16 protein-coding genes and 5 pseudogenes are annotated in these 21,802 nt (G+C 61.5%); 14 read left to right on the top strand and 7 right to left on the bottom strand.

The window, feature by feature from the left end:
* Window positions 1–584: 584 nt before the first annotated feature.
* From AC0V7N_RS25160 to AC0V7N_RS25130, 7 genes and pseudogenes are all read left to right on the top strand, one after another.
* A pseudogene (locus AC0V7N_RS25160) lies at window positions 585–1,846 on the top strand (N-acetylmuramoyl-L-alanine amidase).
* A gap of 213 nt (window positions 1,847–2,059) precedes the next feature.
* The gene (locus AC0V7N_RS25155; protein ID WP_496627338.1) at window positions 2,060–4,504 is read left to right on the top strand and encodes a PBP1A family penicillin-binding protein; all 2,445 of its coding nucleotides are present in this window, start codon (window positions 2,060–2,062) and stop codon (window positions 4,502–4,504) included.
* A gap of 126 nt (window positions 4,505–4,630) precedes the next feature.
* Window positions 4,631–5,762, top strand: a protein-coding gene (prfB, locus tag AC0V7N_RS25150; RefSeq protein WP_475450985.1) for a peptide chain release factor 2 whose coding sequence is annotated in 2 segments (ribosomal slippage) — window positions 4,631–4,696 and window positions 4,698–5,762 — 1,131 coding nt in all. Because the reading frame shifts where the segments join, the coding sequence is not laid out codon by codon here.
* A 305-nt stretch (window positions 5,763–6,067) separates the two neighbouring features.
* On the top strand, window positions 6,068–6,445 hold the full coding sequence (locus AC0V7N_RS25145) for a hypothetical protein (RefSeq protein WP_475450984.1): 378 nt from the start codon (window positions 6,068–6,070) through the stop codon (window positions 6,443–6,445).
* Window positions 6,446–6,552: 107 nt separating this feature from the next.
* Window positions 6,553–6,921, top strand: coding sequence for a GFA family protein (locus tag AC0V7N_RS25140; RefSeq protein ID WP_475460479.1), 369 nt, complete (start codon window positions 6,553–6,555; stop codon window positions 6,919–6,921).
* Window positions 6,922–7,075: 154 nt separating this feature from the next.
* Window positions 7,076–7,726, top strand: coding sequence for a YiaD family glycine zipper/OmpA-like lipoprotein (locus AC0V7N_RS25135; protein WP_172229213.1), 651 nt, complete (start codon window positions 7,076–7,078; stop codon window positions 7,724–7,726).
* A 241-nt stretch (window positions 7,727–7,967) separates the two neighbouring features.
* The gene (locus AC0V7N_RS25130) at window positions 7,968–8,573 is read left to right on the top strand and encodes a hypothetical protein (protein ID WP_475450983.1); all 606 of its coding nucleotides are present in this window, start codon (window positions 7,968–7,970) and stop codon (window positions 8,571–8,573) included.
* A 73-nt stretch (window positions 8,574–8,646) separates the two neighbouring features.
* Here AC0V7N_RS25130 and AC0V7N_RS25125 read toward each other — a convergent pair whose 3' ends face one another.
* Entirely contained in the window at window positions 8,647–10,239 is a 1,593-nt protein-coding gene (locus AC0V7N_RS25125; RefSeq protein WP_475450982.1) for a DEAD/DEAH box helicase, read from the bottom strand.
* Between the two features lie 192 nt (window positions 10,240–10,431).
* A pseudogene (locus tag AC0V7N_RS25120) lies at window positions 10,432–11,204 on the bottom strand (NAD kinase).
* 323 nt (window positions 11,205–11,527) lie between these two features.
* Here AC0V7N_RS25120 and AC0V7N_RS25115 point away from each other — a divergent pair.
* Entirely contained in the window at window positions 11,528–11,731 is a 204-nt protein-coding gene (locus AC0V7N_RS25115; protein ID WP_475450980.1) for a hypothetical protein, read from the top strand.
* A gap of 236 nt (window positions 11,732–11,967) precedes the next feature.
* Window positions 11,968–12,939, top strand: coding sequence for an NAD-dependent epimerase/dehydratase family protein (locus AC0V7N_RS25110; protein ID WP_475450979.1), 972 nt, complete (start codon window positions 11,968–11,970; stop codon window positions 12,937–12,939).
* 17 nt (window positions 12,940–12,956) lie between these two features.
* On the opposite strand, the gene AC0V7N_RS25105 is transcribed toward AC0V7N_RS25110, so the two are convergent.
* Window positions 12,957–13,370 carry a UDP-galactopyranose mutase gene (locus tag AC0V7N_RS25105; RefSeq protein ID WP_496628025.1) on the bottom strand — a complete coding sequence of 138 codons (414 nt, stop codon included), beginning with the start codon at window positions 13,368–13,370 and terminating at the stop codon, window positions 12,957–12,959.
* Window positions 13,292–14,140 (bottom strand): annotated as a pseudogene (locus AC0V7N_RS25100) (UDP-galactopyranose/dTDP-fucopyranose mutase family protein); the annotation flags it as partial. The pseudogene AC0V7N_RS25100 and the gene AC0V7N_RS25105, both read right to left, overlap by 79 nt.
* 250 nt (window positions 14,141–14,390) lie before the next feature.
* Between AC0V7N_RS25100 and AC0V7N_RS25095 the strand changes: the two are divergent.
* The 5 genes and pseudogenes from AC0V7N_RS25095 to AC0V7N_RS25075 all read left to right on the top strand — a co-directional run bounded on the left by AC0V7N_RS25095 (window position 14,391) and on the right by AC0V7N_RS25075 (window position 19,187).
* Entirely contained in the window at window positions 14,391–15,317 is a 927-nt protein-coding gene (locus tag AC0V7N_RS25095) for a hypothetical protein (RefSeq protein ID WP_475450977.1), read from the top strand.
* Window positions 15,318–15,842: 525 nt separating this feature from the next.
* A pseudogene (locus tag AC0V7N_RS25090) lies at window positions 15,843–16,876 on the top strand (extracellular solute-binding protein).
* Window positions 16,877–16,970: 94 nt separating this feature from the next.
* On the top strand, window positions 16,971–18,398 hold the full coding sequence (locus tag AC0V7N_RS25085) for an amidase (RefSeq protein ID WP_475450975.1): 1,428 nt from the start codon (window positions 16,971–16,973) through the stop codon (window positions 18,396–18,398).
* Window positions 18,399–18,441: 43 nt separating this feature from the next.
* Window positions 18,442–18,693, top strand: a pseudogene (locus AC0V7N_RS25080) (TetR family transcriptional regulator); the annotation flags it as partial.
* Window positions 18,694–18,797: 104 nt separating this feature from the next.
* Window positions 18,798–19,187, top strand: a complete 390-nt coding sequence (locus tag AC0V7N_RS25075) for a hypothetical protein (protein WP_496628049.1) — start codon at window positions 18,798–18,800, stop codon at window positions 19,185–19,187.
* Between the two features lie 7 nt (window positions 19,188–19,194).
* On the opposite strand, the gene AC0V7N_RS25070 is transcribed toward AC0V7N_RS25075, so the two are convergent.
* Genes AC0V7N_RS25070 through AC0V7N_RS25060 form a run of 3 tightly spaced genes read right to left on the bottom strand, consistent with a single transcriptional unit; the run spans window position 19,195 to window position 21,801 of the window.
* Complete coding sequence (locus AC0V7N_RS25070) at window positions 19,195–19,956, bottom strand: MBL fold metallo-hydrolase (RefSeq protein WP_496627337.1); 762 nt, start codon at window positions 19,954–19,956, stop codon at window positions 19,195–19,197.
* A 1-nt stretch (window position 19,957) separates the two neighbouring features.
* A complete protein-coding gene (locus AC0V7N_RS25065; RefSeq protein WP_475450973.1) occupies window positions 19,958–21,022 on the bottom strand; it encodes an ABC transporter ATP-binding protein in 1,065 nt (354 codons plus the stop codon).
* Window positions 21,019–21,801 carry an ABC transporter permease gene (locus AC0V7N_RS25060; protein ID WP_475450972.1) on the bottom strand — a complete coding sequence of 261 codons (783 nt, stop codon included), beginning with the start codon at window positions 21,799–21,801 and terminating at the stop codon, window positions 21,019–21,021. The genes AC0V7N_RS25065 and AC0V7N_RS25060 overlap by 4 nt, the downstream gene beginning before the upstream one ends.
* Window position 21,802 lies beyond the last annotated feature (1 nt).

Genomic DNA, 21,802 nt, shown 5'->3' with positions numbered 1-21,802 from the left:
GTGTGGGTGCCGGATGTCTGAATGTCCGCCGGACGGTGCCTGCGCGTCATGGCGGTGCCGCCCGCAGCCATACTGGCGCGGTTTGATGCGGACCTTTCCATGATTGCGCTTGAAGCCATCGTCACCAGCAGAACCTTTTGAACCAAAGCCCGGAAACCGGACCAGCTTGTTTGCTCATACAGAGCCGGCACGGGAACAAACCCGACCGTTTTCCTCACGCAGGTGATTCCCCCGCCACGGGAGCACACCTGCGAAATTCGTCGCAATCACCTGAACCCTTTTCGCGTGAAGCGAAAGGAGCCGCCTTTTCATCTGACCCTGTAGCAGGAAGCTGCGGAGGAGGGCGGTTCCAGGATTGCAGTGATCCACTATCGCTTTTATGATTTGACGGGTTGGAAGGCAACCCCGATTTCCGATGCCGGCAAAAAGCAGTTCCGTAACGTAAGACTGGGTTACGAACCTTGCATGAAAAGGCTTGGTTAACCTTCTCTGGATACCAATCGTTAATCGAGTTCGCGGCCTAACCGGCACTTCGACGAAACGACCGGGCGCCTGGCGCCAAACCGGGAGCGACTGGAAGAGAGATGGGACTGGCAGACTTCACAGACAAGGGATGTCGTGTTGGCAGCCGGATTCTGCACGCCTTCTGTCTTTTGGTGCTCTTGGCGATTTCCCAGGCCTTTTCCCCTGTTGCCAATGCCGCCGACGCGCCGCTCGTGGCAAAAGGCTACAAGATGGCGGGCGATGCCACCAAGATGCGGATCGTCATGGATTTCGACCGCGAACCGGACATCAAATGGTTCCTGCTGCGCGGACCCAATCGCTTGGTCATCGACCTGGCGAATACCAGGCTGGCCATCGACGCCAAGGATTTGAGGCCGCGCGGCCTGGTCAAGGGCGTGCGCCTGGGTGCGCTCGGCGAGGGTGCTTCGCGGTTGATCCTCACCGGCAAGGGACCGTTCGCCGTCGACAAGCTGGATGTGCTCAAGAATGAGGACGGAACCGGCTACCGCATTGCCATCGACATGTCGGCCGCCTCCGAACGGGAATTCGACGCCGCCCTTGCCAACCAGGCGCTGACCACCGGTTCGACGGTTTCGACCGACAAGGGCGGGCGGGTTGGTACCGGGCCGGTCTCGAATCCCGGCCACCGCTTCACCGTCGTCATCGATCCCGGCCATGGCGGCGTCGACGGCGGCGCCGAGGGGCTGAACGGCACCATCGAGAAGAACGTCACGCTGGCCTTCGCCACGGAGCTGCGCGACAAGCTCGCCGCCATCGGCAAATACGATGTCTTCATGACCCGCAACACCGATGAATATCTGCGTCTGGACGACCGCGTGCGCATTGCCCGCCAGCACGAGGCCGACCTGCTGATTTCGATCCATGCCGACACAATCAGCGTCAAGGGCATCCGCGGCGCCACCGTCTACACCGTCTCCGACAAGGCGTCTGACCCGCAAGCGCAGGCGCTTGCCGACCGCGAGAATCTCCCGACCAGTTCGCCGGCATGGTCATCAAGGACGATAACAAGGAAGTGACCGACATCCTGATCGACCTGATCCGCCGCGAGACGCACACATTTTCGATGAGTTTCGCCCACACCTTGGTCGGCCAGCTGTCGACCAGCGTCGGCCTCATCAACAATCCGCAGCGTTCCGCGGGGTTCAAGGTGCTGAAGGCACCAGACGTGCCATCCGTGCTGGTCGAACTCGGTTATCTCTCGAATGCCAAGGACGAGGCGCAACTGCTCGACGCCGAATGGCGCGGCAAGGCTGCCCAAAGCATCACCAACGCCGTCGCGCTGTTCGCTTCCGCCCGGGTCGGACCAGGAACCGGAGGCTAACATGCCTGGCGGCGCCTGCAACCAGGGGCAGCGTTGCGCGATGACAACACCCTGTGCCTTTATTCCAGGCAGCCGGTCACGAAATCGGGCCTTGCCGTATTTTGTCCACATGGTGGCGACATGAGTTTTCGATTACGGATTGGGACCGGCTCGAAAGCTTGCGTGGAAGGCGGCTTCGTTTAGGAAATTCCCGAACCAAGGACTGGAGCGGGTATGATTCGTCTCATTGGCTATTTCTTCGGCATCGGCACGACGCTGGCTCTTCTGGCCGCGGCGGGCGTTGCGCTTTACATCGGCCATGTAGCAAAGGATCTGCCTGACTACGAAGTACTGGCCAAGTACGAGCCGCCGGTGACCACCCGCATCCATGCCTCGGATGGCTCTCTGATGGCGGAGTATGCGCGCGAACGGCGCCTGTATTTGCCGATCCAGGCCATTCCGGACCGCGTCAAGGCGGCCTTTCTGTCCGCCGAGGACAAGAATTTCTACAGCCATCCCGGTGTTGACATAACGGGGCTGGGCCGCGCGATGCTCACTTACGTTTCGGGTGGACCGATGCAGGGTGGTTCGACGATCACCCAGCAGGTTGCCAAGAACTTCCTTCTCACCAACGAGCGCTCCCTGGAACGCAAGGTCAAGGAGGCCATCCTTTCGTTCCGCATCGAGCAGGCCTATTCCAAGGATCGCATCCTTGAACTCTATCTCAATGAGATTTTCTTTGGCTTCAACGCCTATGGCGTCGCCGGCGCGGCACTGACCTATTTCGACAAATCGGTGAACGAACTGACCGTGGCCGAGGCCGCGTATCTGGCATCGCTGCCGAAAGGTCCGGCCAACTACAATCCCTTCAAGCATGCCGATCGCGCGATCGAGAGGCGAAACTGGGTCATCGGCCAGATGGTCGAGAACGGTTACGTGACCCCAGAAGAGGGTGCGAAGGCGAAGGCCGAGCCGCTTGGTGTCGCTCCACGCCGCACTGGCTCCTATCTATTCGCGGGCGAGTATTTCACCGAGGAGGTTCGTCGCCAGATCATCGCCCGCTATGGCGAGAATGCGCTCTATGAAGGCGGCCTTTCCATTCGCACCACCCTTGACCCGAAAGTTCAGCTCATTGCCCGCAAGGCGATGCAGAACGGCCTGATGAAATACGACACGCTGCGTGGCTATCGCGGGCCAGTAACGTCGATTGATGTGTCGAGCGACTGGGGCGTTCCGCTGGGCGCCGTCAAGGGACTGGAAGACGTTCCCGAATGGTCGCTCGCCGTCGTGCTCGACTCCTCGGCGACCGGCCTCTCGATCGGCCTGCAACCCGCGCGTCAGGCATCGGGCGAGATCGTCAAGGAGCGCGTCGAAGGCACCGTCAGCAAGGACGACATGGGTTTCGCCATGCGCCATCTGGTCGACGGCAAGACGGTCAAGGCCAAGTCGCCGGCCGACGTGCTGAAGCCGGGCGACGTCATCTTCGTGCAGAAGAACGAAGGTTCCGACAATACCTACAGCCTGCGTCAGGTTCCCGAGGTGGAAGGTGGCCTGATCGCGATGGATCCGCACACCGGCCGCGTGCTGGCCATGGTCGGCGGCTTCTCCTATTCGCAGTCGGAATTCAACCGCGCCACCCAGGCCATGCGCCAGCCGGGCTCCTCGTTCAAGCCGATCGTCTATTCGGCCGCGCTCGACAATGGCTATACGCCGGCCTCGGTGATCATGGACGGACCGATCACCATCCAGAGCGGCAACACGACCTGGACGCCGAAGAACTATGACGGCACCGTCGCCGGGCCGGCAACGCTGCGCTCCGGCATCGAGAAGTCGCGCAACCTGATGACGGTGCGGCTTGCCAACGACATGGGCATGAAGCTGGTCGTCGAATATGCCGAGCGCTTCGGCGTCTATGACCACCTGGCGCCGTATCTGCCGATGGCGCTGGGCTCCGGCGAGACGACCGTCATGCGCATGGTTTCGGCCTATTCGATCATGGCCAATGGCGGCAAATCGATCAAACCATCGCTGATCGACCGCATCCAGGATCGCTACGGCAAGACCGTGTTCAAGCAGGATGAGCGTGGCTGCGAAGGCTGCAACGCGCCTGAATGGAAGAACCAGCCGGAGCCGGAACTGGTCGACACTTCCGAGCAGGTGCTCGATCCGATGACCGCCTACCAGATCACCTCGATGATGGAAGGCGTCGTCCAACGCGGCACCGGCGCCACCATCGGTGAACTCGGCCGTCACATCGCCGGCAAGACCGGCACCACCAACGACGAGAAGGACGCCTGGTTCATCGGCTACACGCCGAATCTCGTGGTCGGTCTCTACATGGGCTACGACACGCCGCGCGGCCTTGGCCATGGCGCCACCGGCGGCGGTCTCGCCGCCCCGATCTTCAAGGATTTCATGCGTGTGGCGCTGGACGGCACGCCCAATGTCGACTTCAAGGTTCCCGACGGCATGAACCTGGTCGCCATCAATCGCAAGACCGGCATGCGTGCCGCGTCGGGCGATCCGGGCACCATCATCGAGGCCTTCAAGCCGGGCACTGGTCCCGCCGACAGCTACTGGGTGATCGGCATGGGCGCCGACGGCTCCAACGCGTCGGGCGGCCCGCTGTCGCCGCAGGCCAACCAGGCTATCCAGGACGGCGGCGGCGGCCTCTACTGACGGGTCCAATGCCGACTGCTGGGCTGGCCTGGGAGCCGGCCCATTTCGCTTTACACATGGCGGCGCCGTCCCTATGTATCGCGCCGACCGAAGTGTCACTTCAGCAACAGGACAAAATATCAGGCCATGCGCGCGGAAACGCAGAATATTGTCGACGAGATCAGGCAGGCGATAACCCTGCTGAGGAGGCATCTTTGACTGGGATCAGGCCATAAAGCGGCTTGAATACCTGAATGTCCGTGCCGAGGACGCCAGCCTCTGGAACGAACCGCTGGAAGCGCAGAAGCTGATGCGCGAACGCCAGGGTCTCGAAGATGGCATCACAGCGGTCAAGGGTTTCACTCAGGCGCTCGAAGACAATATCGGCCTGATCGAGCTTGGCGAGGAAGAAGGCGACGAAGGTATCGTGGCGGAAGCTGAAGCCGCCATCCGCTCGATGCAGGGCGAGGCCAAGGCCCGCCAGGTCGAGACGCTGCTGTCGGGTGAAGCCGACGCCAACGACACCTATCTCGAAGTTCATGCCGGCGCCGGCGGCACCGAAAGCCAGGACTGGGCCTCGATGCTGTTGCGCATGTATACGCGCTGGGCCGAACGCCGCCGCTTCAAGGTCGAGGTGCTGGAAGTACACGACGGCGAAGAGGCCGGCATCAAATCCGCCACGCTGCTCATCAAGGGCCACAATGCCTATGGCTGGCTGAAGACGGAATCGGGCGTCCACCGCTTGGTGCGCATTTCTCCCTATGACAGCAATGCGCGTCGCCATACGTCTTTCTCCAGCATCTGGGTCTATCCAGTCGTCGATGACAGGATCGAGATCGATGTTTCGGAATCGGATGTGCGCATCGACACCTATCGCTCGTCCGGTTCGGGTGGCCAGCACGTCAACACCACCGATTCGGCTGTACGCATCACCCATATCGCGACCGGCATTGCGGTCGCCTGCCAGGCTGAACGCTCGCAGCACAAGAACAAGGCGAAGGCCTGGGAGATGCTGCGCTCGCGCCTCTACGAGGAAGAGCTGAAGAAACGTGAGGCGGTTGCAAACGCCACCGAAGCCTCGAAGAGCGATATCGGCTGGGGCCACCAGATTCGTTCCTACGTGCTGCAGCCCTACCAGCTGGTGAAGGACCTTCGCACCGGTGTCGAAAGCACCAGCCCGTCGAGCGTGCTCGATGGCGACCTCGACGATTTCATGGAGGCCTCGCTGTCGCAACGCATCGAGGGTGGCGCGGGTGAGGCTGTGGCCGATCTGGACTGACGGCGTTCGCCGCAGACCTGGATTGTGACCGCTCGCACAGGACGAAGCGGGCCACCGCCGACGACCACTGCCGTATAGTTGTGAGATCACCTGGTTGCTGCCTTGGGCGGCCCAGCAACAGGTGCGGGCCGGCCACGCAGCAATTTCTTGCGCCGACTCACATTTCGGCTCACCATTTGAGGCAGGAGGAGACAAAAGCATTTATGGCCGGTCGCGGCATATCTGCTGACGATTGGCCGCTGGGAAGACACGTTCCAGGAACGGGCAAGCGAAACGCTTGAACCTCGTTTGAAAGGAACGTTCCCATGTTTGCCGCCAATTCCAGATCGGCCATCGCCGCTCCATCGGTTGGCCAGCTGCTCCTTCCTCTGTTCGCGGCCTCTGCGATCGCCGTCCTGATGTCGCCGGCCCTGGCGCATGACGCCAAGCCGACCGCGGCCAGGCCGCAAGGCTGGAGTTATCCGTTTGCCTGCTGTGCGAACTACGACTGCCACGAGGTGTCGCAAACCTCGATCAGCGAGCGCCCGGAAGGCTATGTCATCAAGGACACCGGGGAGGTGCTGGCCTACAGCGACAGACGGATCAAGGATTCGCCCGACGGCGAATTCCATTGGTGCGCCCATGAGGCGGGGCTCGATGCCGGCAAGACCATCTGCCTCTTCGTGCCGCCATCGTCCTACTGAATTTGCTGTCGGCTGTTCAGCGTAGAGCCTGCTGACGGATAGTTGTCAGGATCGCTTCTTTATGGTGCCCTGCCGCATGGGCGGCGGACAATGGAGAGGTGATGTTGATGACCATCAAGGGAAGCTGCCACTGCAAGGCGACGACATTCGAGGTTTCCGAGGCACCGCAGACGGTGACGCAATGCACCTGTTCGTTCTGCTCGAAACGCGGCTCGCTCTGGGCCTATTACGTCCCGTCACAATTCAAGCTCACCAGCCCGCTGGAAAACGTTTCTGTCTATGAGTGGGGCTCGAAAACCGTAAAGCACGGTTTTTGCGCCACTTGCGGCTGCGGCACCTTCACGCAAACGCCGGATTGGTCGACCGGCAAGCCGGATTTCGACAATCCCAAGATCAGCGTCAATTCGCGGCTGTTCGATGATTTGGACCTCGACAAGATCGAAGTGGTGGTCATCGACGGCAAGAATCTCTGGTAGCTCTCCCGGCCGGTCAGCCGGCAATCGGCGTTGGGTGGAAAAGCTGCGGTCGGTGCTTTTGCCGTTCCGTTTTTCGCCGCATTTCATGTTAGAAGTCGCGGGAAGGGCTGATTTGGCGCCATCGCAAAGGCGTGACTTGGAGAGGGACCATCCTATGAAGAAGACCGTTCTCGTCGTCGTGGCGACGGCTTTGCTCGTGAGCGCCTGCACCACCACTGACCCGTATACGGGCGACCAGAAGATTTCCAACACCGCCGCGGGTGCCGGTCTCGGTGCCTTGGCGGGCGCCAGCCTTGGTCTGCTTGCCGGCGGCAATGACCGCCGCAACGCGCTGATCGGCGCCGGCATCGGTGCGCTGGCCGGCGGCGCCATCGGTGCCACCATGGACCAGAACGAAGCCGAATTGCGCCGGCAGCTCGAGGGCACTGGCGTCAGCGTCACCCGCAGTGGCGACCAGATCATCCTCAACATGCCGTCTGACATCACCTTCAATGTCGATCAGGATGCGGTGAAGCCCGGCTTCTATCCGGTGCTGAACTCGGTTGCGCTGGTGCTGAAGAAATTCAAGCAGACCACGGTCGACGTGTTCGGTCATACCGATTCGACCGGCGGCGAGCAGCACAATTTCGATCTGTCGCAGCGCCGTGCACTGGCGGTCGCCAATTATCTGTCCGGTCAGGGCGTCGATCAGCGCCGCTTCGCCGTCACCGGCTTCGGCAAGACGCGGCCGATCGCATCCAATGCGACGGCCGCCGGCCGCGAGCAGAACCGCCGCGTCGAAATCCAGCTGTCGCCGCTCACCTGAGCGGTATCGATCTGAAACGAAAAACGGCCCCGCAAGGGGCCTTTTTTGTTTGAGGGACGTCGACGCTCTTCAGATACGGCGCCGGAGAATTAGTTAGTTCTAATTAACGACTTTGCCGCAGTCATGGAAAGGAATAGCATCGTCCCGTTCCAGAGGGGATGAGGCGGTACAACTGGCCGCGCGATAAGCATTTTTCCGCCTCGGTCTTGCACGGCCAGATCAGAAAGTCTGGGAGGAATGCATGACAAGAACAGGCCTTGGGCGCTGCGGCGTCCTCGTTTTGACCGGTGTTGCAGGCGCATGGTTGGGGGTCGCTACGGCTTGGGCCGAGGACGCCAACAAGGCCGACATCGATGCCTTGAAAAAGTCGCTCGCCAAATATGAGGACTACACTGCCGCCGTTCGCGACCTCTATCTGTCGACCGTCGGCTGCGTCTACTACAGCGGAGAAAAGATAGCGGGCGCGATGGAATACCCGAAAGGCGCCATGGGCATCCATTTCGTCAACGTTCCAAGTGTCGGCCAGAAACTCGACCCGATGAAGCCCAACGTGCTGATCTACGAGCCGACCAAGAAAGGCCTGAAGTTGGTCGGCGTGGAATGGCTGGTGCCGCTGACCCCGGACGTCAAAGCGCCGCCGAAGCTGTTTGGCCAAACCTTCATGGGTCCGATGGAGGGACACTATCCGCTCATTCCGAGGGAGTTCGTCCACTACGATCTTCACGCCTGGCTGTTCAGGAACAATCCGAACGGCATGTTCAGCCCGACGAACCCGAACGTGAAATGCACCAAGGCCGACTTTCCGATGCTGGAGAAGCCGACCAAGATGATGCCTGGGCCGATGTAACGGTCGAGGCGGGCCAGAAGCTTACCGCGAAGGCAAGCCGGATCGCCGGCTTGCCTTCCAAAGCGGACGGAGATCAGACCTTGGCGACGATGCGCATGAAGGCCGGCATGTCATCGCCAAAGCCAACGGTGGTGTCGTTGTCTTCCTGGTGGCGGTGACGGGCAGGGCGGTTGCTGTCGCGCTGCGGCCTGGTATCGCCCCGTTCCGGTGCACGCTGTTCGTTGCGATCGGAGGACTTGCGTTCGGTGTTTTCCGAACGGATCGCCTCCTTGCGCGCACGCCGTTCGCCAATGTCGGCGACGGGCGTCTCAGCCACATCGGGCTGTTCCTGCTGTGCGACTACCGGCGAGGCATCTTCCTCGCTGTGTTTGGCGCGACGTTCGCCGCCCTTCTTGCGCTCACCCCTGTCCTTGCGATCGTCGTCCTTGCGGCCGGCACGGCGCGGCGCGCCCTTGCCGCGGCGCGGAGCATCGTCCTCGCCGCCTTCGCTGGCCACGACCGTCGACAGGTCGCCGTCATGCCATTCGATCTTGTTGCCGATCAGCCGTTCGATGGCGTCGATGTATTTGGTGTCCGACTTGGTCGCGATGGTGAAGGATTTGCCGGAGCGCCCGGCGCGGCCGGTGCGGCCGATGCGGTGGACATAGTCCTCGGCATGGATCGGCACGTCATAGTTGAAGACGTGGCTGACATCGGGGATGTCGAGGCCGCGCGCGGCGACGTCCGAAGCCACGAGATAACGAAGCTTGCCGTCACGGAAATTGGCCAGCATCTGCATGCGGGCGCGCTGGTCCATGTCGCCGTGCAGGGCGCCGGCATCGAAATCATACTTCAGCAGCGAGCGGAACAGTTCCGACACCTCGACCTTGCGGTTGCAGAAGATGATGGCGTTCTTCAGCTCCGCGTCTTCGGCCTTGATGAGGTTGCGCAACGTTTCGCGCTTGTCCCAAGGCTTCGATCCGGACTTCACCAGCCGCTGGATAATGTTGGTTGCGGCGGACGCAGCCTTCGAAACCTCGACGCGCACGGGCGCGTGCAGGAATTTTTCCGTCAGCTTGGTGATTTCCGGCGGCATGGTCGCCGAGAAGAACAGCGTCTGCCGGGTGAACGGGATCATTTCGCAGATACGCTCGATATCGGGAATGAAGCCCATGTCGAGCATCCGGTCGGCCTCGTCGATGACGAGGATCTCGACGCCGTTGAGCAGCAGCTTGCCGCGTTCGCGGTGGTCGAGCAGACGACCGGGCGTCGCGATCAGCACATCGGCGCCACGCTCCAGCTTCTTGTCCTGCTCGTCGAACGACACGCCGCCGATCAAAAGCGCGATGTTGAGCTTGTGGTTCTTGCCGTATCTGATGAAATTCTCTTCGACCTGGGCGGCGAGTTCGCGCGTCGGCTCCAGGATCAGCGTGCGCGGCATGCGGGCGCGTGCCCGGCCCTTTTCGAGGCGGGTCAGCATCGGCAGCACAAAGGAAGCCGTCTTGCCGGTGCCGGTCTGGGCGATGCCCAGAATATCCTTGCCGAGCAAGGCGTGCGGGATGGCACCAGCCTGGATCGGCGTCGGCTGGGTGTAGCCGGCATCGGTGACTGCGGAAAGAACCTTCGGCGACAGGCCGAGGTCTGCGAAGGTCAACGCTTCTTGAGCGGTCGTGGTGTCTGAGGACAAGTGTTGTTGTCTTTGGCTGGTTCGGGGAAGCGCAACGGCGTCTGTCGCGGCAAGCGCCACGCGCCTGCAAGATTGGTATTGCGATTAGGCGCAAGTCCGCGATTTGTCAACAGAAACGGGCGGGATTGGCACGATTGTGAAGTTGTAACCTTAATCGCGATGCTTAATCCGGCCGCTTGTCTGTGTGCCGGCTCAGTACCGGAACTGTTCGGCCAGGATGCGCTCGTTCCAGGAATGATTGGGATCGAACAGCAGGGTTGCCGTCGCAGTCGGCGATTCCCGCACCGTCACCGACGTCACCGCTTTGACCTCGGTGTGATCGGCGGCGGCGTTCACCGGCCGCTTTTCCGGCTCGAGAATGTCGAAGCGCACCGTCGCCTTGTTGGAGAGCAAAGCGCCACGCCAGCGGCGCGGGCGAAACGGGCTGACTGGGGTCAGCGCCAGCAGTGGTGCGTCGAGCGGCAAGATCGGGCCGTGCGCGGAGAGATTGTAGGCGGTGGATCCGGCTGGCGTGGCGATCATCACGCCGTCGCAGCTGAGTTCCTCGAGCCGGATCTGTTCATCGATGCTGATGCGGATCTTGGCTGTCTGATAGGATTGGCGCCACAGCGCAACTTCGTTGATCGCCAGCGCCGAAACGGTTTCGCCTTCCGAGGTGACGGCCAGCATTTCCAGCGGGCGGATGGTTTCGGCGACCGCGGCCGCGATTCGCTCGGTGAGTCCCCCGGAACGGTACTCATTCATCAGGAACCCGATGGTTCCACGGTTCATGCCGTAGACCTTCTTCCCGTTCCCATCGTGTCGCGCAAGGTCTGCAGCAGGAAGCCGTCGCCGCCCAGGGCCACCACGACCGCGGCCTCCGCGATCGAACATTGGCCATAACGCGCCGACAGACTTTCCAGCGCCGCCTTGGCATCTGCTGTGTCCGACGAGACGAAGGCGATGCTGTTGGCGGCTGTGCTCATGGCTCCCCGATCGCGACCGATTGGCGGCGGGTCTGGTCGCGCCAGCGCCGGGGTAGCATGGTGCGGGCGGGTCTGCAAAGAGCCGTTGCGCCGGTGGGCAAAGCCATGCCGCGACGGCATCATAGGACCGGCAGGTCGCGCTTCATGACAGGGCGCGGGTGAATGTGATGGTTAAGGCGGGGCTTAAACTCTCGTAAAGGCGGATCGATCATGTTAGCCGGCATGGATGGCGTGGGGGCGCCCGCAGCACCGCAGTATCCTTCGGGATGCCAAAGGACGCTGTGGCACATTTGATTTGTGCGTATCATCCCGGGACTATCCTGATGTTCGGGGGTACGCACCAGCCAGACGAGGCCGACATATTGCCGGTAGCACGCCTGATCATCGTCTTTCTCATGCTGGGTAGCTTCGCGCTGGTCTTCGCCGAGCTTGTGCGCCAGTCGGAAGCAATGAGTAACAGACCGCTGCCCACGGCGTCACGCTGTGGCGATGCCGCCGGGATGCCTTGCCCGCAACGGGCGTTGTAGCCCGCCAAAATATGCTCGCCCATCCGCGCCAAGTACTGGCAACGCTCGGTCTATCCCGGCAACAGTTCATCGGGCGAGCGGCCACCGGCTGACGCAGGACAAGTTTGGTCGTTGCAATTGCGGTGTCGATAAAAGCACTGATAGAAGACTTATCTGGATAGAATCCAGTTTCCATCATACTGGGAAAACAGGCGCTGCGGCGCGTTGACCGGCCGGGTTTCTGGAAGGGAGTGCGCATGCCGCGCAGTGTGTTGGTTTCCGGGGGCTGTGGCTTCATTGGCTCCCATCTTGTCGATCGCCTGCTGCGGCGCGATGATCTGGAAAGGCTTGTCGTCGTCGACAATCTGTGGACCGGTTTGCGCGACAACATTGCCCATGTCGCGGACCCGCGATTCAGCCTGCAGATTGCCGATGCCGAAAGCTTCACGGCCAGCCGGCATTTCGATGAGATCATCCATCTGGCGTCACCGGCTTCGCCCGTATGGTACATGCGCGAGCCGGCGCGCACGATCAGGGCCAACATAGGCGGCGCGCTCAATCTTCTATCGCTGCTCAGGCCCGGCGGTCGCTTCTGCTTCGCCTCGACCTCGGAAGTCTATGGCGATCCCATGGTGTCGCCGCAACCGGAGAGCTACCGGGGATCCGTGGACTGCACCGGGCCAAGGGCTTCCTATGATGAAAGCAAGCGCTGTACCGAGGCGCTGCTGTTTGAAGAGCAACGCGTCAGCGGGCTCGATGTCCGCGTCGTCAGGTTGTTCAACACCTATGGGCCGCGAACGCGCATTGATGATGGCCGCGCCGTTTCGAATTTTGTCAGCCAGGCCCTGACCGCGGGAATCCTGACCGTCTATGGCGACGGTTCGCAATCGCGCAGCTGGGGTTACGTCGACGATATCGTCGATGGGTTGGAGCGTTTCTTCTGGCGTGACAGCATCTCGCACCGCGGCCCCTTGAACATCGGCAACGGCCGCGAGGTCTCGGTTCTCGAGACCGCGAAATTCGTCAGTTCGCTTGTGCCGGGCAGCCGCATCGAACACCATGCGCCTGCCCCGCAAGATCCGACGAACCGGTGCCCGGACTTGACCCTGGTAAGACAGGTTCTTCCCGGATGGGAGGCAAAGACCAGTTACCAGGAAGGGATACGGCGCACCTTGGAATGGTTTCGCCGACAGATTGCGACTGACGGCAGATCGGCGGCATCAGCCTGAGCCTGGGCCCCGATCCGTCATAGCGACCGTGAAACTGAATCGAGCTCGCCGGTGAAATAGGGGCCAAGCACGGTTTCGAAGGCCTTCAAGGCCGCGCCGATCGCCTGATGCATGTCGAGATACCGGTAGGTGCCCAGCCGTCCGCCCAGATGCAGGGTTTTCTCGGCCGCCGCCCGTTCGAGATAACGACGGTACACCGCCTGATCCCGGCGTGTGTCGATGGATAGTAGGGCTCGTCGCTGCGGCCGGCAAAACGGGAATACTCGCGGCCGATGAGTGTCTTGTCGCTCTTGTGCTCGCGTTCGGGATTGAAATGCCGGAACTCGACGACGCGGGTGTAGGGCACGGCCTCGTCGGCATAGTTCATGATCGCCGTGCCCTGATGATCCGGCGTGTCCATGACCTCGAGATCGATATCGATGGTCCGCCAGCCGAGCTCGCCCTCTGAGTAGTCGAAATAGCGGTCGATCGGACCGGTGTAGACGACCGGCAGGTCTTTTGGCAGCAAGGGTTTGATATCGAAGAAGTCGACGCCAAGCCGTGTTTCGATAAGCTCATGCGCGAGCATCTTTTCGAAGATCGCCGTATAGCCATCCACGGGTTGGCCCTGGAAGCGGTCGTTGAAATAGCCGTCCTCGAATGTGTAGCGGACCGGCAGGCGCGCGATGATCTGTGCCGGCAGTTCGCGCGGGTCCGTCTGCCATTGCTTGGCGGTATAGCCCTTGATGAAAGCCTCGTAGAGCGGACGGCCGACGAGGGAAATCGCCTTCTCCTCAAGATTGGCCGGAGGGCGATCGCCAAGCTCCGCCGCCTGCTCGGCAATCATGCCGCGCGCCTCATTGGGGCTCAACCGCTTGCCGAAGAACTGGCAGATCGTGGCGAGGTTGATCGGCAGCGGATAGACCTTGTCGCGATAGGTCGAAAACGCACGATGGCGATAGGCCGTGAAACCGGTGAAGGTGCGCAGATAGTTCCAGACCTCCTCGTTGGATGTATGAAACAGATGCGGCCCGTAGCGATGGATCTCGACGCCGGTGGCGGGATCTTGTTCGGTATAGGCATTGCCGCCAATGTGTTGGCGCCGGTCGATCACCAGCACGCGCCGGCCGAGTTGCGTGGCGATGCGCTCGGCGAGCGTCGCGCCATAAAAGCCTGCGCCGACAATCAGGATGTCAGCCTTTCCAAGCAGGTTCTTGTCCATCCGGCCGTATCCATTCAGTGTTCAGCGTTAGCGCCTTATTCGCTGCTGTTGGTGATGATTCAAGCGAAAAACGACGTCCGACTGAAGTGTTTGGAAACGAGGTATTCCGGCTGGATGGATCAAAATATTTTGGTGGCTTTGATGGTCTTTGTATAGGTTAGAAGAAATCTTCTGAATCCGAACATTTATTTTATCGATATCGTTGATCGATCGGTCGAGTAAATAGCGGCCACCGTAGGGTCTGACATCCATGAAACTTATCGTCGTGACGCCGGCCGGGCGCGAGAAATATCTTCGCTTGCTCAGCCATTATGTTCTGAAAAGCTCCGATGTGCACGAATGGCACCTGTGGGACAACTGCCGCAACAAAGCCGATCGAGCCTACCTGCAGCGACTGGCCGCTTCCGATCCACGTTGCAGGATCAAAAAACTTCCACACGCCAATGGCGGGTTCAAGGTCATTGGTGACTTCTATCGTTTTTGCGATGATGTCGACGCTTTCTATTTGCGCCTCGACGACGATGTGGTTTTTGTTGAGGACGGTTTCTTTCAAAAATTCATGGCCAGGGTCATGGCCGAACGAGGATCAGCCATCTGGTACGCGCCGCTGATCATCAACAACGCCATCTGCAATTCACTGATCAAACAGCTTTCCAGGGTTGTGGTGGACGGCCCGCTTACGTGCCAGGCGTCATGCGAATTCTCCTGGGCCCATGCCAGCTTTCCGCAGGCGCTTCATCCGGTCTTCATCGAAGCTGTCCGCTCCAACCGGCTCGATGACTTCCGCGTCTCGGACCGGGAGATCAGGCTGTCGCGCTTCTCTATCAATGCGATCGGTTTCTTCGGGTCGGATATTGTCGGTCTGGGGGAGGATTTCCATCCGCCGTCAGGCGATGAGGAAGAGTGGCTTTCCGCGACGCTACCGACCAAACAGGATCGGCCGGGCAAGATTCTTGGTGACCTGATCGTCGCGCATTTCAGTTTCTATGCACAGGAACGCCAATTGCTGCGCACCAACATTCTCGACGGCTACTACGAGGTCGCCGGCCTGGCTGCTCCAATCTACGAGAAACCTCCGATCCGCTTGAGAGACCGGCTGAAGCAATGGAGGAGGGGCCGGACGGCGTCGACGCCGCCGCGCTATACGATCTCGCTTCCGGCAGCCAATTCCAGCTGATGTCCGGCTTTGGCCGCTCTTTGTCGCGAACCTACCGTTCACCGCGCCATCACGTGCAAATCGACGTTGCCGTAGAAGGCGGTCCGGTCGCCTGTCTCATAGTATGGCAGCCCACATTCCGGCCAGACAGCTAGGGCCCGTCCTTCAGCCGGCTGTTGATGCCGCCCCTGGAAATCGATCGGGAACGCTGCTGCCTCGGGGCCGGTCCACGGCCACATGCCGATGAAACCGGCGCGCCGCCCACACCGGATACCGAAGCCGACGACAAGAGTCCTGGCGACGCGGTCTTGCAGCCTGCCAGGTGTCCACCGTAGTTCGCGAAAAGATATTGACTATATAGTTAGTTATAATTTAGCTTCTGTCATAACCGAGTTGGCCAGCCGGCATGTGCCGGTGAATGGCCGCGAGTGGGGAATGCCTTGACAGCCGTCCAGCCCGTCATCGGGGAAGGGCGTCACCGGGCTCTATCAGCAGGAAATGGACCGCGGCGGTAGCGCAGCCGGTCCCAACAATGGGAGCACTAGCATGAACTGGAAACTGACCGCGGCGGCCGTCGGGCTGTCGCTGCTCGCCGCAACAGGGGTTGCCCGCGCCGATGGCGAGCTCCAAATCTACAACTGGGGCAACTACACCAACCCGGACCTCATCAAGAAGTTCGAAGAGACCTACAAGATCAAGGTCACCGTCACCGACTACGACTCCAACGACACCGCTTTGGCCAAGGTCCGCCAGGGCGCATCCGGCTATGACATCGTCGTGCCCTCGGCCAGCGTCGTGCCGATCTGGATCAGTGAAGGTCTGCTCCTGGAGACCGATCCCAACAAGATGGAGAATTTCAAGAATGTCGATCCGCGATGGGTCGACGTTCCCTTCGATCCGGGCCGCAAATACACTGTTCCGTGGCAGTGGGGAACGACCGGCATTTCGGTGAACAAGTCGGTCTATGCCGGCGACCCGAACACCTCGGCGCTTTTCCTCGATCCGCCGCCGGAGCTCGTCGGCAAGATCAATGTCGTGCCCGAAATGGGGGACATCATGTTCCTCGCCATCGCCTATGAGGGCGGCCAGTACTGCACCAACGACATGCAGGTGCTGAAGAAGGTGCATGACAAGCTGGTCGAGGCGAAGGCGAAATGGCTCTCGCTCGACTACGCGGCCGTCGACGGGCTGGGCAGGGGTGACATCGCCGCCGGCGTCAACTGGAACGGCATATCGCTGCGCGAGCGGCTGCAGAACGACAAGATCGTCTACGGCTATCCCAAGGAGGGTTTTCCGATCTGGATGGACAATGTCGCCGTCCTCAAGGACGCCAGAATGTCGAGAACGCCAAGCTGTTCCAGAACTTCATCATGGACCCTCAAAACGCCGCCCTGATCTCGGCCTTCGCCCGCTATTCGAACGGGATCAAGGGCTCGGAAGCCTTCATGCCGCAGGATATGAAGAACGCACCGGAGGTGAATATCCCGGCTGAATTTGCCGCCAAGGGCCAGTTCATGCCGGCCTGCCCACCGGATGTGCAGGCGCTCTACACGAAAATCTGGACCGACCTTCAGAAATAGCGCCACCGCTCCCAACGAACAGCCGCCGGGCCGCGACGTGCGGTCCGGCAACCTTTCATGCCAAATGCGATCTCGTGATCGCAGGAGATTTATGATGTCCGATCTCGACCTTTGCTACATGCCGGCCCATGAGGCGCTGCGGCTGTTCAAGGCGAAGAAACTCTCACCCGTCGAATTGATGCGAGCCACAATTCGCCGCGCCGAAGCCACCAAATCGACGATCAACTGCTTCACATTCACGCATTTTGAGGAAGCGATGGGGCTGGCCGCCAAGGCCGAGGCGAAATACGCCAGGGGCGCCAGGACCGGCGCGCTGGAAGGTCTGCCGATCGGCATCAAGGACGAAAGCTACATCAAGGGCAAGCCGACTTCGCATGGCTCGCTGCTGTCCAGGGATGCCATAGGCGGCCACACCTCGACGATGAACGAGCGCATCATCAAGGCTGGCGGCATCGTGCATGCGCGCACGGCGACGCCGGAATTCAGCTGCGCCGGTTATACCTGGTCGAAGCGGTGGGGCGTCACTCGCAATCCCTGGAATCCGGATTTCACGCCGGGCGGTTCGTCGGGAGGTTCTGCGGCAACGCTGGCTTCCGGCACGTCGTCGATCGCCACCGGTTCGGACATTGCCGGATCGATCCGCATTCCGGCTTCGGCCTGCGGTCTTGTCGGCTTCAAGCCGCCTTACGGCCGCAATCCGGACGAGCCGCCCTTCAACCTCGACTTCTATTGCCACACCGGGCCGCTGGCGCGAAACATCAGGGATGCGATCCTGCTGCAGAATGTCATGGCCGGACCGAGCCCGCTCGACATCGCCACGCTGCGTCCCAAACTGCGCCTGCCGCTCGACTACAAGCCGATCAAAGGCTGGAAGATCGCTTTTTCGATGGATCTCGGCTCCTTTGAAGTCGACCCTGACGTGCGCAAGAACACGCTTGCCGTCTGCGATGTGTTCCGCTCGCTCGGCGCCACGGTCGAGGAAGTCGATCTTGGCTGGGATGACAGGGTGCTCAAGGCCGGAATGGCCTATCTCGAGCACCTTTTCGGCGCGTCGCTGTCGCAACTGCTTGCGGAACACGCCAGCGACATGACCAGCTATGCCAGGCGGTTTGCCGAGGATGGGCAGAAGTCGAAAGCTACGGACTTTGTCGCGACGCTCGATGTGGCGGCAAGGATGTACCAGACGCTCGGCCCGTTACTGGAGACCTACGATGTGCTGATCTGCCCGACAAACGCGTTGCCCGCGGTGCCGGCGGAATTCGATCAGACCAGGGACAGGGTCGAGATCAACGGCAAAGAGGTCAACCCCTCGCTGGGCTGGGTGATGACGACGCCGTTCAACATGCTGAGCCGCTGCCCGGTTCTGACCATACCGTCGGGCCGCGCCGCCAACGGCGTGCCGACAGGCATCCAGATCGTTGGCCGCACCTATTGCGATGCCGATGTCTTCCGGGCGGGGCTGGCCTATGAAACGGCTCAGGGCCAATGGTATGGAAATGCCGAGACACGTCCGGCGCTTTGAGACGCTTCCGGGATGAAGCGACGTGCCATAGCCGGAGTAACTTATGCGGCGGGATATTTCCGCCGCGGGTCTGAAAGGCCTGACGAAAATGGCGCAACGCAAGACAATGGCAAAGCCGGAGAAACGCAAGGCTGCGGTGACGAAGGGCGCGGCAAACGATGCCGCGCCGCCCAGGGACCGGCGGCGCGAGCGCGGCGAAGCGAGCGTCCAGCGCATCATCGACGCCACCATCGAGCTCATCGCCGAGGAGGGCCTGGCGAGCCTCACCATGCAGCGCATCGCCGAACATGTCGGCTCGTCCAACGCGCTGGTGGTGTTTCATTTTCGCAGCAAGGAGAACCTGTTCCGGGCCGTGCTGCAGATCTCAGCGATCAGTATGACGCGTTGTGGATCACCCTGGTGCGGGCGCCCGGCCTGTCGCCGGTCGAAAGGCTGCTTGGCGCCGTCAATTGCGCGCAGCGCTTCGCCCGGCAGCACCCGAACTGGGTGTCGGTCTTTGTCGTGTTCTCCAGCGACCGCAAGAGCATGCAGATCTACAACGAGATCGGCCTGCCGAGCGATCTCGCCTACACCGCCGAAGCACGCGAGCTGCTGATCGAGATTTCGCGCAGCGGCGGCTATGCCGGCGTCGACATCAACACCTTGTCAGAGAGCCTGAACTATCTGGTTCACGGCGCCTGGTACTGGGATCATCTCAACCCTTCGAGCCGTGACACCAATGTGCTGCGCAAGACCATGCTGCTGCTGCTGCATCAGGCATTTCCGCGGCATTTCGAATTGATGCCGTAGCTGTTTCTCAGGGGCGCTGGCTCAGGTGGCAGCCGGCCAGGCGTTTCTGAGCAAGATACTCGTCGATCAACTGGCGGTAGCGCACCTTGCCGAAGCTCGGGAAATGGCCGCCATGCACGACGGAAACGTCGAGATCGCGCATGGCGAGCAGCGTCTCGACATAGTCTGGGATGTCCGAATGGTAGACGTCGTCGATCAACGGGCCGTCATAGATGATGTCACCGGACAGCAGGATGCCGGTCTTTCTCTCATGGAGCGCGATGCCGCCGGGCGAATGGCCGGGTGGGTGGATCACTTCGAACGTGCGGTCGCCGAGATCGATGATATCGCCATGCTCGAGCAGGCGATCGGCCGGCGCGGCTAAAATGCGGTAGCGCGCCGTGTCCCAACCTTGCGGCTGGCGATCGAACATCTCTTCGGTCGCATATGTGCCGGCGGCCGTCCATTCGTTGCGCGGATCGGCGAGGATCTCCGCCTCGGCCCGGTGCACGCAGCGGTCGGGAAATTCGTGATGGCAGCCGATGTGGTCGAAATGCGTGTGACTGGCGACGCAGGTCAGCTTGCGCTCGCTCACCAGCGGCACATGTGTGCGCAGGCTGAAATGGCCGAGACCGCTGTCGAACAGCAGATCACGGTCGCGCCCACGCACATGCCAGATGTTGCAGCGGAAGAAGGGTTTTATCCATGGCTCGTGGATCAACGTGACGCCGTCGGCCATGCGGATGGTCTCGTACCAGTCTGGTGCGCCGATGACCGGAAGGGGTGCCATTTCAGTCCGTCAAAACGATGATCTGGTCGGTATCGCACGAAACGGCAACCGTGTCGCCGGGCTGGACGGTGGCTGACGCGGGCAGCTTGGCGATGAACTGCAGCGAGGCGTCTTCGACGGAGACGGCAAGCGCGCGCTTGAAGCTGCCCTGGAAGACGACGTCGGTTACTTCCGCCATGCCGAGACTTGCGCTGCCCGCGGCTTCGCCGAGGATGAGGTGCTCCGGCCGGATGGCCAGCGCAACAGCCGAGCCCGCGGGCAAGGCGCTGGGCACCAAAACCGCTCCGGCCGGCGTCGCAACAGTGCTTTCCCTGTCCTTGGTTTCCGTCACCTTGCCGGCAAGGATGGTGCTTTCGCCCATGAAGGTGGCGGAAAAACGCGTCGCCGGCCTGGCGTAGACGCGCTCAGGCGGGCCTTCGTCCTCGATGCGGCCGTCATTCATCACCACGCAGTGGTCGGCCAGCGCCATCGCTTCTTCCTGGTCGTGGGTGACATGGATAAAGGCGGTGCCGACGCGCTTCTGGATCGCCTTCAACTCGTCCTGCATCTGCCGGCGCAATTTGAGGTCGAGCGCACCGAGCGGCTCGTCGAGCAAAAGCACCGCCGGCTCGATCACCAGCGCCCGCGCCAATGCCACGCGCTGCCGCTGGCCGCCGGAAAGCTGGTGCGGCTTCTTGTCGAAGGCGGCAGCCAGCCCGACCAGTGCCAGCGCCTCGCGCGCCTTTGCGGCGCGCGTCGCACCGTCGACGCCCTGCATGCGCAGCCCAAAGCCGACATTGCCGCCGACGCTCATATGCGGAAACAGCGCATAATCCTGGAACACGGTCGTCGTCGGGCGCTTCGCCGGCGGCACCGCGGTGCAGTCCTCGCCCCGAATGAACACCTTGCCTTCGCTGGGCGTGACGAAGCCGCCCAGGATCGACAATAGCGTCGTCTTGCCGGAACCCGATGGCCCAAGCAGGATCGTGTAGCTGCCGGGCTCGATCCGCAGCGAGACGTCTTTCAGCACGGCCAGCTGCCCGAAACGGTGCGAGACAGCGCGGATATCGACCAGGGGCGCGGTCATGTCTTTCTCCGGCGCAGCAATGTCAGTTCGAACAACACGACCAAGACGATGGAGACGGCGAAGACCAGCGAACCGACCGCGTTGGTTTTCGGGTTGAGGCCGGAGCGCAGCAGATTCCAGATTTCCACCGGCAGCGTGGTGTCGAAGCGGGTGAGCAGGAAGGAGATCACGAATTCGTCCCAGGAGAAGGTCATCGACAGGAAGAAGCCGGCGAAGATGGCGGGCGCCATGACCGGCACGGTGATCAGGAGCAGCACCTTCCATTCCGGCGCCCCGAGGTCGCGCGCGGCGCGCTCGATGTTGATCTGGTGGTCGCCCATCTGGCTGTAGATGATGGCGAAGCAGAGCGGCAGGTTGATCACGACATGGCCGATGCCGGCCGCGAGCAGCGATTTCGGCATGCCGGCCCAGTTGAACAGCACCAGCAGCCCCATGCCGATGATGAGGTAGCTGACCGTCAGCGGCAGCGTGATCAAACCGCGCAGCAGGCCCGAGCCCGGCAGCACGAAGCGTGCAAAGCCCCAGGCCGAGAGGAAGCCGAGCGTGACGGCGGTGGCTGAGGAAAGCACCGCAACCATCAGTGAATTGACCAGCGCCGAAGTCAGCCGCGCGTCGGAGAGCACCGCCTCGTACCAGCGCAGCGACGGGCCGGTGAAGGGCGGGATCGGAAACGACGTTGCCTGAAGCGAAAACAGCACCAGCACCACGACAGGCAGGAAGATGAAGCCGTAGACGGCAAGCGCGTAGAGCCAGGAAGCGACACGGACAATCCTGCGCATC

Source organism: Mesorhizobium kamtschaticum, from assembly GCF_056174585.1.
The sequence above is the reverse complement of the archived record's forward strand: the minus strand, read 5'-3'. Positions and strand labels throughout refer to the sequence as shown.

Coding starts and splice junctions, on each gene's coding strand:
- AC0V7N_RS25110 (WP_475450979.1), top strand. CDS start 11,968: ATGCCGCGCAGTGTGTTGGTTTCCGGGGGCTGTGGCTTCATTGGCTCC.
- AC0V7N_RS25085 (WP_475450975.1), top strand. CDS start 16,971: ATGTCCGATCTCGACCTTTGCTACATGCCGGCCCATGAGGCGCTGCGG.
- AC0V7N_RS25095 (WP_475450977.1), top strand. CDS start 14,391: ATGAAACTTATCGTCGTGACGCCGGCCGGGCGCGAGAAATATCTTCGC.
- AC0V7N_RS25130 (WP_475450983.1), top strand. CDS start 7,968: ATGACAAGAACAGGCCTTGGGCGCTGCGGCGTCCTCGTTTTGACCGGT.
- AC0V7N_RS25140 (WP_475460479.1), top strand. CDS start 6,553: ATGACCATCAAGGGAAGCTGCCACTGCAAGGCGACGACATTCGAGGTT.
- AC0V7N_RS25065 (WP_475450973.1), bottom strand. CDS start 21,022: ATGACCGCGCCCCTGGTCGATATCCGCGCTGTCTCGCACCGTTTCGGG.
- AC0V7N_RS25115 (WP_475450980.1), top strand. CDS start 11,528: ATGTTCGGGGGTACGCACCAGCCAGACGAGGCCGACATATTGCCGGTA.
- AC0V7N_RS25135 (WP_172229213.1), top strand. CDS start 7,076: ATGAAGAAGACCGTTCTCGTCGTCGTGGCGACGGCTTTGCTCGTGAGC.
- AC0V7N_RS25070 (WP_496627337.1), bottom strand. CDS start 19,956: ATGGCACCCCTTCCGGTCATCGGCGCACCAGACTGGTACGAGACCATC.
- AC0V7N_RS25155 (WP_496627338.1), top strand. CDS start 2,060: ATGATTCGTCTCATTGGCTATTTCTTCGGCATCGGCACGACGCTGGCT.
- AC0V7N_RS25145 (WP_475450984.1), top strand. CDS start 6,068: ATGTTTGCCGCCAATTCCAGATCGGCCATCGCCGCTCCATCGGTTGGC.
- AC0V7N_RS25060 (WP_475450972.1), bottom strand. CDS start 21,801: ATGCGCAGGATTGTCCGTGTCGCTTCCTGGCTCTACGCGCTTGCCGTC.